We start from the raw sequence: 13,414 nt of genomic DNA on the forward strand, positions 1-13,414 counted from the left end.
CTTCGAAATACGGCTGCGGACATCACGGCATGCGCATTCTCCACACCTCCGACTGGCACCTGGGCCAGCATTTCATGGGCAAGAGCCGCGAGGCCGAGCACCAGGCGTTCTGCGCCTGGCTGGTCGAACAGGTGCGCGAGCAGGCCGTGGATGCGGTGATCATCGCCGGTGACATATTCGATACCGGTGCGCCGCCCAGTTACGCCCGCGAACAGTACAACCGCTTCATCGTCGAGCTGCGCGATACCGGCGCTCGCCTGGTGGTATTGGGTGGAAACCACGACTCGGTGGCGATGCTGGAGGAATCCCGCGACCTGCTGGCTTGCCTGGATACTCAGGTGATCGCCGCCGTCGGCACCGATCTCGAGCGCCAGTTGCTGGTGCTGCCGCAACGTGACGGCCAGCCCGGCGCCATCCTCTGCGCGATCCCCTTCATCCGCCCACGGGACGTGCTCACCAGTCAGGCCGGGCAGAGTGCGCAGGACAAGCAGCTGGCCTTGCAGCAGGCGATCCAGGCGCACTACCGCGAGCTGTTCCAGCGCGCCGAGGCGCAGCGCGAAACGCTCGGCCGACACTTGCCGATCATCGCCACGGGACATCTCACCACCGTGGGCGCCAGCGCCAGCGAATCGGTGCGGGAAATCTACGTCGGCACCCTGGAGGCCTTCCCCACCAGCGCCTTCCCGGCAGCGGACTACATCGCCCTGGGCCATATCCACCGGCCGCAGAAGGTCGGCGGCCTGGAACACATCCGCTACTGCGGCTCGCCCATTGCGCTGAGCTTCGACGAAGCGACCCAGGGCAAGGAAGTGCTGCTGGTGGACCTGGATGACAGCGGTCTGCGCAGCGTCACCGCGCTGCCGGTGCCGCGCTTCCAGCCGCTGAAGTCGGTATCCGGCAGCCTCGCCGAACTGCCCGCCGAACTGGCCCGCGTCGCTCGCGAAGGCAACGTGGAACAACCGGTGTGGCTGGAAGTCCTGGTGCACACCGACGACTACTTGACCGACATCCAGCTGCGCGTCGAAAAGCTCTGCGAAGACCTGCCGGTGATCGTCCTGCGCACCCGCCGCGAACGCGGCACCGCGCAGGCGGCGTTGTTCAGCGAGGCGAAGGAAACCCTCGACGAACTCAGCCCGGAGGACGTGTTTCGCCAACGCCTCGATGCCGAGGACCTGGAGGCGCCGCTGCGCGAGCGCCTGACCGGGCTCTACCGCCAGGTCGTTGCTGACCTCCAGGAGGAGCGCCCGTGAGAATCCTCAGCCTGCGCCTGAAGAACCTCAACTCGCTCAAGGGCGAATGGAAGATCGACTTCACTGCCGAGCCCTTCGCCGGTAACGGCCTGTTCGCCATCACCGGCCCGACCGGGGCGGGCAAGACCACGCTGCTCGATGCCATCTGCCTGGCGCTGTATCACCGCACGCCGCGCATGAGCGTGCTGTCGCAGAGCGGCAACGAGCTGATGACCCGGCATACCGCCGATTGCCTCGCCGAGGTGGAATTCGAGGTGAAGGGCCAGCCTTACCGAGCCTTCTGGAGCCAGCGCCGCGCCCGTGACAAGGCCGACGGTGCGTTGCAGGCGCCGAAGGTGGAGCTGGTGCGCATCGACCGCGCCACCGGCGAGGGGCAGATCCTCACCGACAAGATCAACGACAAGCTCAAGCAGACCGAGACGCTTACCGGCCTGGACTTCGAGCGCTTCACCAAATCCATGCTGCTGGCCCAGGGTGGCTTTGCCGCCTTCCTCGAAGCCAACGCCAACCAGCGCGCGGAACTGCTGGAGGAACTCACCGGCACGGAAATCTACGGACTGATTTCCCAGCGCGTATTCGAGCGAACCCGTGAAGTGCGTGGCGTGCTGGACCAGTTGCGCGCCCGTGCCGATGGCTTCGAACTACTCAGCACTGAACAGCGCGGCGAACTGGAACAGCAAGGCCGCGATGCCGCCGTGCAGGAAACCGCTCTGCAATCACAGCACGCGGCCGTTCAGGCGCAGCGTCGCTGGCGCGAAGACCTGACCCGTGCGCAGCAGCAGGTCGAGCAGGCTGCTGTGAAAGAGTCTGACGCACGACAGGGGCTGGAACAGGCACAACCTGACCTCAAACGCCTGGCGGACAGTGAGCCCGCCGCTCGCCTGCAGCCGTTGTACCAGCCCTGGCGCGGCAGTCACGAGAGCGTCGAACAGGTCCGCGCGGCGCTGGGGGACAACCGCACACAGCAGGCGTCCAGCCGTGATGAGGTCGCCCAGGCTCTGTGGGCGGCCAGCCAATATGCTCAACAGGCGCAAGAGGCGCGCGCGAGTGAGCACAAGGCTGTCAGCGAGCAGCGGCAGGCGTTGCAGGCGCGCCTGGCGCAGCATCCGCAGCGAGCGAGGCTGGGTGAACTGCTCGGTGGTTGGCGCGCGCAGTTTGCCCAGCGCTCGCGGCTTGCCCAGGCTATCGCCGACCTGCAGCGGCAGGCGCAGGCGACCGATCAGGCGCTGCAGGCCGCGACGGCGCAGCGGCAGACCCTGCAGGGCAACGTCGCCTTCATGCAGCAGCAATTCGATTCGGCTGGCACGCAGGAGAAACAGCACCAGCAACAGCTCGATGCGTTGCTGGGCGGCGCCACCGAAACTGCCCTGCGTGAACGTCTGCAACAGGCGCAACTGCACAGCCGTGGGCTCGACCGTCTGGAACAACTGGCCCAGACCCGCGCCCAGACCGCCGCACAGTTGGAGCGCTGGCAGCCGGAGCTGAACTCGTTGCGCCAGCGCAGGGCCGAGCGCGACACGGCCATCGTCGCGCTGCGCGAGCGCTATCAGGCGACCAAGCAGCAGGTCGCCGACAAGGAAAAGCTCCTGCAGCAGGAGCAGCGGATTCACCAGTTGGAGCATCTGCGCGCGCAGTTGCAGCCCGGTGAGGCCTGCCCGCTGTGCGGCTCGCCGGAACACCCGGCTATTGCGGCTTACCAGGCACTGGACGTGTCTTCCACGCAGACGGCGCTGGAGCGGGCGCGCCAGCAATTGGCCGAGCTGGAAAGCCAGGGCATTGCCCTGCGTGGTGAGTTGGCCGAGATCGATGCGCAACTGCAACAGGGGCAGCGCCAGCTGGACGAAGCCCTGGCCGCACAGGTGCAGCATCAGCAGGCGTGGCGGCAGCAGTGTGAAGCTCAGGGCGTTGCGCTGGAGAATGACCAGCAGCTCGCCGCCGAGCGCGAACGCCATGAGACGTCGCTGGCCGCCTTGCAGCAGCAACTCAAGGCACTGGACGAACACCGGGCCCAGCTCGAGCAGGCGCAACAGCAACGCCAGCGCGCCGAACGCGACCATGCCGAGGCCGCTCAGCAACTGGCGCTGTTCGATCAGCAGCAGACCCACGAACGCCAGCGCCAGGCAGAGCGTGCGCAACAACTCGCCACTCAGCGGGCAGAGCTGCAACAGCAGGATCAGGCGCTGGCCGCCGCACTGGGCGAGCTGGATTACGATATGCCGGAAGACGGCGAGCAATGGCTGGCCGAGCGCACCGCAGAGTGGCAGCAATGGCAGCAGGACCAACAGCGCAGCCAGGAACTGGCAGCAGCCGAGCGTGATGCCGAACAGGCCGCTCGTGCGGCGCAGCAGATCGCCGCGCAATGGCAGCAGCGCTGGCAGGTTGCCGGTTTTGATACGCGTCAGGCGCTGCTCATTCATGCGGCGCCGCAACAGGCGTTGGCGCAGGCCGAGGAACAACTGGCTGCCGCCCAACGCCAAGCCGATGCCTTGCAGGGCCGCGAGCAATCGCTGGTGGAGCGCCTGGAGCAGGAGCAGGCACGTCTTTCGGAGCATCTGGCGAGCTGGCAGCAGGCGCTGGCGGCGAGCCCCTTCGCCGATGAGGCGACCTACCTCGCTGCGCTATTGGACGATGCCCAGCGCACCGAACTCAGTCAGCTGCGCCAGCGTCTGGAAACGGCCATCACCGAAGCCGTTACCTTGCGCGCGGCTGCGACCCGGGATGTCGAGCGCTTGCAGGCCGAGCCTCACGGCGAGCATGCGTTGGAAGAACTCGACCAGCAGTTGCAGGCGCTCGCCACGCAGCTGCGCGAGCTTGGCCAGCGCCAGGGCGAGATTCGCGCCCAGTTGCAGGGCGACGACAATCGCCGCGCGAGCCAGCAGAGCCTATTCGCGGAAATCGCCCGGCAAGAGGAAGAGCACGACCTCTGGCAGCGTCTCAACAGCCTGATCGGTGCCTCCGATGGCGCGCGCTACCGACGCTTCGCCCAGGGCCTGACTCTCGATCACCTGGTGCACCTTGCCAACCGTCAGCTACAGCGGCTGCATGGTCGCTACCAGCTGGCGCGGCGCAGCGACGGCGAGCTGGAACTGGAAGTGGTGGATACCTGGCAGGGCGACACCGCGCGTGACTGCAAGACGCTGTCGGGCGGCGAGAGCTTCCTGGTCAGCCTGGCGCTGGCGCTGGCGCTGTCCGATCTGGTCAGCCACAAGACCAGCATCGATTCGCTGTTCCTCGACGAAGGTTTCGGCACCCTCGATGGCGAGACCCTGGAGGTCGCGCTGGATGCTCTCGACAGTCTCAACGCCACTGGCAAGACCATCGGCGTGATCAGCCACGTAGAGGCGCTGAAGGAGCGCATCCCGGTGCAGCTCAAGGTGCACAAGGGCGTTGGCATGGGTTACAGCCAGCTCGATGCGCGCTTCCGTTTCAACCCTGAGCGCTTCGAGCCGGAGAAAGCCTGATGGACATGTCGGTACTGCATTGCGTCGCGAGCGATCTGGCCGACTGGGTCGACCTGCGCCTGCAACTCTGGCCAGGCGATCATGCGGAAGAGTTCTTCGAGGAGGCGCGCGACATTCTCGCGCAGCCGCAACGCTTCGGTGCGTGGTTGGCCCGAGATGAAAAGGGCAGGGCGCTGGGCCTCGCGGAAGCCGCGGTGCGCAGCGACTACGTGAATGGCACGCAAGGGACGCCCGTGCTGTTTCTCGAAGGCATCTATGTGCGTGAGGACGCCCGCCGGCGAGGCATGGCGCGGGCTCTGGTGCGCGCGGTACAGGCCTGGGGCAGTGCACGCGGCTGTGTGGATTTCGCCTCCGATGCGGCGCTGGACAACACTGTCAGCCACGCCTTGCATCGCGCCCTGGGCTTCGTCGAAACCGAGCGTGTCGTGTTCTTCCGCAAGCCCCTCGACGATTGATCCACATCAGTCGGAACGTGAGTACGGTACTGCGGTCAACTTGCAATCGACGTCAGGCGAGATAGGCTCAAGACCGCGTAAGTCAGCCGCTCCCGCCTGGGTCGGCATCCACAGGTATCGTGATCTTTCGTAGAGGTGATTTGTGATGAAGCAATCCGCATCGGCTCCGAAGAAACCCGCAGCGGCCAAACCCGCCGCGAAGCCGGCTGCGAAAGCGGCCAGCAAACCTGCCGCAAAACCTGCCGCTGCCAAGCCGGCAGCCAAGCCCGCTGCCAGCAAACCCGCAGCTGCCAAGACCGCAGCCGCCAAGCCCGCTGCCGCAAAACCGGCGGCCAAACCTGCCGCAGCCAAGTCCGCGCCGCGCCGCGCCCCCGCACTGGCCACGCCGTCGGACCTGAGCAAGAACGCCACCCGCGATCTGTCGGCTGCGCTCAATCGCCTGCTGGCGGATGTCTTCGCGCTGTACCTGAAGACCAAGAACTTCCACTGGCACGTAAGTGGTCCGCACTTCCGTGACTACCACCTACTGCTGGACGACCATGCCACCGAAATCTTCGCGATGACCGATGCGATTGCCGAGCGCAACCGCAAGATCGGCGGCAACACCATCCGCTCCATCGGCCATATCTCGCGCCTGAAGCGCATCCTCGACAACGATGCCGAGTTCGTCCAGCCGCTGGACATGCTGGCCGAACTGCAGGAGGACAACAAATCGCTGACCTCCTACATGCGCGAAGTCCATGACCTATGCGACGAGTACCACGACATCGCCACCGCCAGCCTGATCGAGAACTGGATCGACGAGACCGAGCAGCGCACCTGGTTCCTGTTCGAGACCAGCCGCCGTGGGGACAGTACCGGCCACTGATTGCAACGACAAGAAAGACAAGGCCGCCTCCGGGCGGCCTTGTCTTTTGTAGGAGCGAGCTTGCTCGCGAACCGGGTCATATCGGGCTCACCGGCTGGATCGTTCGCGAGCACGCTCGCTCCTACGGCTGTGGCTGGCTCTGCCAGAAGGTGGAGAACTCCTCGAATGGATAGCGCGTACCGTCGTAGCTGACGGTGGTGCGTACGGTCTTCGGCGTACCGACATCGTCACCTTCATGCTCGCGCTGGACCTTCGACGTCACGATCAGGTCGGCATAGCCGTGATGGCTTTCCTTGCCCATGGCCAGGGTGAGTTGCGAGCGTTCGATGACTAGCTTGTCAGTGCCGCCGCAGACCACGCCTTCCAGCGTCGTCCATTGCCGCAGGTAGGTGCGGAACACTTCCTTGAGCTTGTCGCCCTGCGGCGCGTACAGGCTGAAGTCGTCATAGGACCAGGCGTCCGGACAGCTTGCGCCGCGTGCCACGCTGCCGATGATCAGGCCGAAGCCGCGCACCTCCGGTGCCAGGCGATAGCGCGCGGTGTCGAGCCACAGGCTGGAGCTGTCGATTTCCACCATGGCGTCCTCGCCGATGCTGTCGTCGCTGCGCGTCACCAGCTTGCCGCTGCTGGTATCGAGCTGGCCGACCAGCAGGTTCAGGTTGCGCTCGCCCGGCTCGGCCTTGTCGCCGGCCGCGCTGTAGGCGACGGCGACTACCTGCAGCGTCGGATCGTCCGGCCAGGGCTTGCAGGCAGCGGCCACCACGGGCGTCGTCGCTCCGGACTGCGGTGCCTGCCAGCCCTGCTGGCCGAGCAGCCCGGCCAGGGTCTGCAGGGTGGCAGCGTCGCAGGGTTGCGCGGTGCGCTCCGCCGCGCCGGCGCTGCCGGCAAGTACCAGCAGCGCGGCGCAGGTCCATTTCCCTATGGGGTACATCGGGTGCTCCTTGGGTTCATCGAGGAGGATCAGCGGCCTTCGCTGTCCTTCCACTTGTTCATCAGGGTGTTCGATTCCAGGCCCTCGTCGAGCAGCTTCTTCGCTGTCTCCACACCGGCCACCGGCAGCCCGGCGGGGTCGAGCAGGCCGATCTGCACCAGTACGCTGGCCTGGTCCCAGTAGATATGTTCGTGGCACAGCTTGTCACCACGGAAGCGGATCACGCCGAGCATGGGGATCTCCACGTACTTGCCAGTGGGCGGCACGCCGGGGAGCATCCAGTCGATCTCGCTGGTGTGGGTGAAGCACATGACGAACTCGTCCACCACCTGCAGCGCGCCGACGGTGCGGGAGATCGGCACCAGCTTCATGTCCGGCGGATTGCCGTGGACGAAGTGGTTGCGGTAGAAGCGCGCCAGTTCGTCCTGGCCGACGCCGCCGGTCATGGTGGGGATGTGGTTGACGTAGGGCTGGGCCACCATCGTCGCCATGGTGGCGGGCACGTCGCGGGCGGCGAATTCGTGGTGGATGTGGTCTTCCCACAGCTGCGACAGGTCGAAGTCCGGGCCGATCTCGCGTTTGAGCGCACCGATGCTGCGCTCGTGGGCCATCAGCGCGGCGGGCTTGTCGAAGTGCATGCCGTTGGGGCGGGCGAAGGCATGGTCGACGCCGGGGTAGCTGTAGATTTCCGCCTTCGGCAGCTTGCCGAGGACTTCGCCGATGGCCGCGCGGGCGTTGGCGTCGCAGTACACGTCCTGCTCGGCGAAGTGCAGCACCAGGCGGCCCTTGATGTTCGCTGCCTCGTCGAGCATCTGTTCGATGCCCATGCCGTAGTAGCCCACGGAGCATGCAGCGTCGGTGCGCGCGGCGGTGAGGTAGGCGAGCTTGCCGCCCAGGCAGAAGCCGACGTAGCCGAGGCCGCGATCCTCGACTTCCGGGAGGGCGCGCAGGGCATCCATGGCAGCGGCAATGTCGTCTACGCCCTTGTCCACGTCGAAGCGTTGGAACAGGCCGATGGCCTGGCCGAATTCGGCCTCGCTGTAGCCCAGTTCGAGGTTGGGTTGCAGGCGCCAGAACAGGTCGGGCACCAGGGCGACGTAGCCTTCCTCGGCATAGCTGTCGGCGATGCTGCGCATGTTGGCGTTGACGCCGAAGATCTCCTGGCCGATCACCACGCCGGGGCCGTGCCCGCTGGCCGGTACCGCGAGATAACCGCTGAAGCTGCCGCTGCCGTCACGTGCGGCGATGCTGATGCTCTTGCCCATGTTCCCTTCTCTCCCAGGCTCGTTGTTGTGTTGTTCTGGCGGCATAGGGTGCGTGCTTGAGCGGCGCCTGCCAAGAGGGCCTGCAGCTTGTGAGGGAAAGTGGCGCAGCGCTACCATCGCGCCCCTCATGAAAATGGAGCTTCAGGATTGGATCGCATGGAGAAAGCAAAGGGTATCGCGCGCATCGGTCTGCTGCTGGCGCTGGCAGTATTGGCGGCATGCAGCAGCACAAAGAAGGACGACGCGCCACGGCTCGTTGCACGTTACATGGCTCCTCCGGAGTATCCTCAGGAGTTCCGGCCCCTTGGGATCGATGGTTCGGTGAAGACCACGTTCGATATCGAGCCCAGCGGCGAGGTTTCCAATGTGCAGATCGTCGAATCGACCCATCCCGCGCTGGCCGATGCCGTACGCGAGCGCGTGGCCCAGTGGCGGTTCGATCCCTGGACGCCGACTGCCACCCATCCGGCGCCGCAGGAGGTGATCAAGACCTTCAACTTCAAGCAGGTCGAAGCCGGCACGCCCATTCTGGGCGCGGACAAATCCGCGGACGAAAACGAAGCGAACCCTGGCGTGGGGCTGGCGAACACGATTCGCGACCTGCTCGCCCAGCCGTGCAGTGCGATCAGCAGCCAGTACGCCGATTTCCACAAGGCCTACCCGGATCGTCCACTGGATCAACTGCCGAGCTTCCGCATGACCAGTGGTGCGCTGTTCCTCGTTCAGCTCAGCGGCAAGCTGGATGTCGAGAAGAACCTCCAGGTCGGCAAGCTCTTCGATGCTGCTTTGCCCGGTGTACTGGAGCGCTGCCAGCAGCAGCCGCAGGCCGTCTACTCGGACGTCCTTTTTGATGAGATGCGTCGCGCGCGTGTTGACAGCGCACGCTCCTGAGCCCAAAAAACAGGGCTGGACCTGCGAGGAATTTCTCCATGCTGATGCGCGCCCAAACCTCCTGCCTGCTGATCATCGACATCCAGGAGCGCCTGTTCCCGGCCATCCACGACAACGAGGCGGTGCTGGAACACAGCGCCTGGCTGCTGGCCATCGCACGGCGGCTGGGCGTTTCGGTGCTGGCCACCGAGCAGTATCCGAAGGGCCTCGGGCCGACGCTGCCGACGCTGCGTGACGAACTGGCGGAAGGCGAGGTGCTGGAGAAGATCGCCTTCTCCGCCGTCGCCGATCCGGGGCTGTTGCAGATGCCCGGCGGCGATAGTCGGCAGTTCGTGGTGTGCGGCACCGAAGCACACGTCTGTGTGTTGCAGACGGTGCTCGGGCTGCTCGCCGAGGATCGCCAGGTCTATGTGGTGGACGAGGCCGTCGGTTCGCGTCGTCCGCAGGACAAGGCGCTGGCGCTGGAGCGCATGCGTCAGGCCGGGGCGGTGATTATCTCGCGGGAGATGGTCGCCTTCGAATGGATGGAGCGCGCCGGCACGGAAGTCTTCCGCGAGATCAGCAAGCAGTTCATCCGCTGATCGGTCTGTGAGTCCACCCTCAACGGGTGACGAACAGGCGGTCGTCGAGAAAGTCGAGGAACACCCGTAGCTTCAGCGGCATGCGCCGACCCGCTGGCCACAGGGCGTGGAAACTGCCCTGGTGCGTGGTGTGTTCGCTCAGCACCTGCACCAGGCGGCCATCGCTCAGCGCGCTGCGCACCGCAAAGTCGGGCAGGCATGCGATGCCCATGCCCTGGCTGGCGACGTTGATCAGCATGTCGGCGGTATTGCAGATCAGCCCGCCGTCGAGGCGCGGTTCCGTTTCGCCCGGTGCGAGGTTCAACGGCCAGCGCTGTACCAGCCCGCTGCTGGGGTAGCGGTAGTGCAGGCACAGATGCTGGTTGAGGTCCGCCGGGCGCCGGGGCGTACCGTACTGGCGCAGGTAGGTCGGGGCGGCCACCAGCAGCAGGCTGAAGTCGCCCAGCTTGCGCGCCTTGAGACGCGAGTCGCGCAGCTCGCCGCCGCGCACCACGAGATCGAAGCCCTCGTCGATGACGTCCACCAGGCGGTCGGTGAAATCGATGTCCAGCTGGATGCGCGGATAGCAGCGGAGGAACTCCGGCAGCACCTGGGGCAGCAGCCCGGCCACCAGCGGCATGCTGACCTTCAGTCGGCCGCGAGCCTGCTGGGTGGACAGCGCCAGTTCCTGCTCCGCTGCTTCCAGCTCGTCGAGGATGCGCCGGCAACGCTCGAGAAACAGTTGGCCTTCGTTGGAGAGGCTGAGGCTGCGTGTGCTGCGATGGAACAGGCGCACGCCCAGGCGTTCCTCCAGGCGGGCGATGCTCTTGCCCACCGCCGAGGCGGAAAGGCCGAGCAGGCGCGCGGCCTGGGCGAAGCTCAGAGTCTCGGCGACCTGGAGGAATACGCGAAGGCCGTTGAGGCTGTCCATGTACATGCGTCCGTTTGGGCGGGCGGCCATTGTGCCGCGCCGCGAACCTTCGATTGCGGACAGTGATGTCCGTTTTGTTCGGAATCCTAGCCTGTTTTTCCGCAATGCCGGGTTGGGTAGCGTTCGGCGGGTCTTCTTCGGATCATTGCGGACCCACCATGAACCCTTCCCACGACACTTCCGAAAACCAGCCCGCCACGTCGCGCTGGCTGCTGTTGCTGGCGGCCAGCCTGACGGCGGTGCTGATTCCTCTCTGCTTCACCGGCCCTGCCGTGGTGTTGCCAGCCATCGCCCTTGAACTGGGCGGCTCGGCCGTGGCGCTGAACTGGATCGTCAACGGTTACGTGCTGGCCTACGGCGCGGCGATGATGGCGGCCGGCAGCCTGGCGGACGTGTATGGGCGCAAGCGTGTCTGGCTGGTCGGCCTGGCGCTGTTCTGCGTCACTACGCTGGCGATTCCTCTGGCCGGTTCGGTGGCGACCATCGATGTGCTGCGCCTGTTGCAGGGCGCCGGTGGTTCGGCGGCCTTCGCCGCCGCCATGGCGGCGCTGGCACAGGAGTTCGACGGACCGATCCGCACGCGGGTGTTCAGCCTGCTGGGCACTACCTTCGGCGTCGGCCTTGCATTCGGCCCGTTACTCGCCGGCTGGCTCACCGATGGGCCGGGCTGGCGCTGGGTGTTCCTGGTGCCAGCGGTTTGCGCGCTGGCTTCGGTGCCGGTGGTGGTGCGCCATTGCCGCGAGACACGAGACCCGCAGGCGCGCGGTCTCGACTGGCCGGGAGCGCTGAGCTTTACCGCTGCGCTCAGCCTGTTTACCTACGGTCTGTTGCTGGCACCGGAACAGGGCTGGAGTAGCCTTGTGGTCATTGTCACCCTGGTGGCGAGCGCCCTGCTGCTGGCGGCGTTCATCGTCATCGAGCAGCGTGTGGAGCGCCCATTGCTGGACCTGTCGCTGTTCAGCCAATGGCGCTTCGTCGGCGTGCAGTTGCTGGGTGCGTCGCCGGCGTTCGCCTACGTGGTCTTGATCGTGCTGCTGCCGGGGCGCTTCATCGGTATCGAGGGGCAGGGCGCGCTCCAGGCAGGCTGGACCATGCTGGCGTTGTCGGCGCCGCTGCTGGTGGTGCCCTTTGTTGCGGCGTTATTGGCGAAGCATTTCAGTGCGGGCAGCCTGTCGGCGATCGGGCTGTTGATCGTGGCGGGCGGGCTGCTCTGGCTGGCGCGCAGCCTGGAGGCGGGCATAGCGCCGGATGCGCCGTTGCTGGTAATCGGCATCGGTATCGGCTTGCCCTGGGGGTTGATGGACGGGCTGGCGGTGAGCGTGGTGGAGCGCGAACGCGCGGGCATGGCCACCGGTATCTTCAACACGGTGCGGGTGTCCGCCGATGCGGTGGCCATCGCGGTGGTCGGTGCCTTGTTGGCGACCTTGATCGCGGCGCAGCTGGAGCCGCTGGGGTTGCCCACGGTGGATCGGCTGATGAGCGCCAACCAGCTGGCCATCGGCAACCTGGCGGCGGTGGTCGAGCAACTGCCGCAGCTGGCGCCTGAGCAATTGCGCCGTGATTACGTGGCGGTGTTCAGCCGAGTGCTGCAACTGCTCGCGGGCGTGACCTTCCTCGTTGCCGGGCTGGTGTTCCTGCTGCTGGGCCGGGAGCGCATACCGGCCATGGCAGCCGAAGTCTGATAGCGGCGCTTATCCGCCCAGCTCTCGACGACGGCGCATAACGCGTGCCGCGTTATGCGCCCTACGGTTGGGCTCGGCGGTGTTCCGGCTCGAGGAAGGTCCAGGCGACGAAGCGGCTCTGTTTCTGCCCCTGGGCCATGTCCACGGTGCGAATGGAAATGGCGCCGGCCTTTTTCAGCGCACGGCGGAAGTCGTCGAGGTTACCGGCCTTGGACACCAGCGAGCTGAACCAGCGCACCTGCTGGCCGACCTCGGCGCTCTCCGCCGCCAGCTTGCGCAGGAAGGCGATCTCGCCGCCTTCGCACCACAGCTCGTTGCTCTGCCCGCCGAAGTTCAGCTTGGGCAGTTGGCGCGACGGGTCGAGCTTGCCGAGGTTCTTCCATTTGCGCCGGCTGCCGCTGCTGGCTTCCTCGGGCGAGGCATGGAAGGGCGGGTTGCACAGGGTTGCGTCGAAGCGCTCAGCGGCACCGAGCAGGCCGCGGAAGATGTGCTTCGGATCGTGCTGCTGGCGCAGTTCGATGGCATCGGCCAGGCCCGGATTGCCGTTGACGATGGCGTGGGCGGAGGCGAGGGCGGCCGGCTCGATGTCCGAACCGAGGAAGCGCCAGCCATAGTCGCGGTGGCCGATCAGCGGGTAGATGCAGTTGGCGCCGACGCCGATGTCCAGCACGCGCACATCCGGCCCGCGCGGCACGCTGCCGCCGTTTTCCTCGGCGAGCAGGTCGGCGAGGTAGTGCACGTAATCCGCACGACCGGGGATCGGTGGGCAGAGGAAGCCGGCGGGAATGTCCCACTGGCCGATAGCGTATTGCGCCTTGAGCAGCGCGCGGTTGAACACACGCACTGCTTCGGGGTTGGCGAAGTCGATGCTTGGTTTGCCGTAGGGGTTGGTGATGACGAAACGGCCCAGCTCCGGGCAGCCCTCGATCAGCGCCGGGAAATCGTAGTGGCCCTGGTGGCGGTTGCGCGGGTGCAGCAGGTTCGGTCGCTTGGCAGCGGGATCGCGCAGCGCCTGGGCAGGTTTCGCGGGCGCGGCGGGACGTTTTGACGGTTTTGGCGGTTTCGACATGGGGGCGCGCAGGGCAGGGAAGCGGTGGACGATTTTCCCACAGATGGGCGC

General features: G+C 66.2%; 11 protein-coding genes and 1 pseudogene. 8 read left to right on the plus strand and 4 right to left on the minus strand.

The window, feature by feature from the left end:
• The first annotated feature begins 29 nt into the window (after positions 1-29).
• The 5 genes and pseudogenes from sbcD to AC2T4A_RS10940 all read left to right on the plus strand — a co-directional run bounded on the left by sbcD (position 30) and on the right by AC2T4A_RS10940 (position 6,034).
• Positions 30-1,250: an exonuclease subunit SbcD gene (sbcD, locus tag AC2T4A_RS10920; protein ID WP_416744583.1), complete on the plus strand. Its 1,221-nt coding sequence runs from the start codon at positions 30-32 to the stop codon at positions 1,248-1,250.
• A complete protein-coding gene (locus tag AC2T4A_RS10925; protein ID WP_486743282.1) occupies positions 1,247-4,711 on the plus strand; it encodes an AAA family ATPase in 3,465 nt (1,154 codons plus the stop codon). The genes sbcD and AC2T4A_RS10925 overlap by 4 nt, the downstream gene beginning before the upstream one ends.
• A complete protein-coding gene (gene aac(6') / locus AC2T4A_RS10930) occupies positions 4,711-5,166 on the plus strand; it encodes an aminoglycoside 6'-N-acetyltransferase (RefSeq protein ID WP_486743283.1) in 456 nt (151 codons plus the stop codon). The genes AC2T4A_RS10925 and aac(6') overlap by 1 nt, the downstream gene beginning before the upstream one ends.
• Before the next feature lie 148 nt (positions 5,167-5,314).
• Positions 5,315-5,536, plus strand: a pseudogene (locus AC2T4A_RS10935) (hypothetical protein); the annotation flags it as partial.
• A gap of 96 nt (positions 5,537-5,632) precedes the next feature.
• Positions 5,633-6,034, plus strand: coding sequence for a Dps family protein (locus AC2T4A_RS10940; protein ID WP_486743669.1), 402 nt, complete (start codon positions 5,633-5,635; stop codon positions 6,032-6,034).
• 121 nt (positions 6,035-6,155) lie between these two features.
• On the opposite strand, the gene AC2T4A_RS10945 is transcribed toward AC2T4A_RS10940, so the two are convergent.
• Both AC2T4A_RS10945 and AC2T4A_RS10950 read right to left on the minus strand, forming a co-directional pair.
• Entirely contained in the window at positions 6,156-6,965 is an 810-nt protein-coding gene (locus AC2T4A_RS10945; protein WP_478377777.1) for a PA3715 family protein, read from the minus strand.
• Positions 6,966-6,994: 29 nt separating this feature from the next.
• A complete protein-coding gene (locus AC2T4A_RS10950) occupies positions 6,995-8,230 on the minus strand; it encodes a dienelactone hydrolase family protein (RefSeq protein ID WP_416744579.1) in 1,236 nt (411 codons plus the stop codon).
• 156 nt (positions 8,231-8,386) lie between these two features.
• On the opposite strand from AC2T4A_RS10950, the gene AC2T4A_RS10955 reads away from it, so the two are divergent.
• Positions 8,387-9,121 (plus strand): energy transducer TonB, encoded by a 735-nt coding sequence (locus AC2T4A_RS10955; protein WP_416744578.1) that lies wholly within the window; start codon positions 8,387-8,389, stop codon positions 9,119-9,121.
• 38 nt (positions 9,122-9,159) lie between these two features.
• Positions 9,160-9,702 carry a hydrolase gene (locus tag AC2T4A_RS10960; RefSeq protein ID WP_486743284.1) on the plus strand — a complete coding sequence of 181 codons (543 nt, stop codon included), beginning with the start codon at positions 9,160-9,162 and terminating at the stop codon, positions 9,700-9,702.
• A gap of 19 nt (positions 9,703-9,721) precedes the next feature.
• Here the strand turns inward: AC2T4A_RS10960 and AC2T4A_RS10965 are convergent, their stop codons facing one another.
• A complete protein-coding gene (locus AC2T4A_RS10965; protein WP_486743285.1) occupies positions 9,722-10,612 on the minus strand; it encodes a LysR family transcriptional regulator in 891 nt (296 codons plus the stop codon).
• Positions 10,613-10,770: 158 nt separating this feature from the next.
• On the opposite strand from AC2T4A_RS10965, the gene AC2T4A_RS10970 reads away from it, so the two are divergent.
• Complete coding sequence (locus tag AC2T4A_RS10970; protein ID WP_486743286.1) at positions 10,771-12,294, plus strand: MFS transporter; 1,524 nt, start codon at positions 10,771-10,773, stop codon at positions 12,292-12,294.
• A gap of 61 nt (positions 12,295-12,355) precedes the next feature.
• Here AC2T4A_RS10970 and rlmF read toward each other — a convergent pair whose 3' ends face one another.
• A complete protein-coding gene (gene rlmF / locus AC2T4A_RS10975; RefSeq protein ID WP_416744575.1) occupies positions 12,356-13,363 on the minus strand; it encodes a 23S rRNA (adenine(1618)-N(6))-methyltransferase RlmF in 1,008 nt (335 codons plus the stop codon).
• Positions 13,364-13,414 lie beyond the last annotated feature (51 nt).

The sequence above is a fragment of the Pseudomonas sp. PVC-3-1 genome, assembly GCF_057444315.1.

Bases quoted from the DNA above. Each gene is read 5' to 3' on its own strand.
- AC2T4A_RS10970 (WP_486743286.1), top strand. From the start codon at position 10,771: ATGAACCCTTCCCACGACACTTCCGAAAACCAGCCCGCCACGTCGCGC.
- AC2T4A_RS10955 (WP_416744578.1), top strand. From the start codon at position 8,387: ATGGAGAAAGCAAAGGGTATCGCGCGCATCGGTCTGCTGCTGGCGCTG.
- AC2T4A_RS10960 (WP_486743284.1), top strand. From the start codon at position 9,160: ATGCTGATGCGCGCCCAAACCTCCTGCCTGCTGATCATCGACATCCAG.
- AC2T4A_RS10950 (WP_416744579.1), bottom strand. From the start codon at position 8,230: ATGGGCAAGAGCATCAGCATCGCCGCACGTGACGGCAGCGGCAGCTTC.
- rlmF (WP_416744575.1), bottom strand. From the start codon at position 13,363: ATGTCGAAACCGCCAAAACCGTCAAAACGTCCCGCCGCGCCCGCGAAA.
- AC2T4A_RS10965 (WP_486743285.1), bottom strand. From the start codon at position 10,612: ATGGACAGCCTCAACGGCCTTCGCGTATTCCTCCAGGTCGCCGAGACT.
- AC2T4A_RS10945 (WP_478377777.1), bottom strand. From the start codon at position 6,965: ATGTACCCCATAGGGAAATGGACCTGCGCCGCGCTGCTGGTACTTGCC.
- sbcD (WP_416744583.1), top strand. From the start codon at position 30: ATGCGCATTCTCCACACCTCCGACTGGCACCTGGGCCAGCATTTCATG.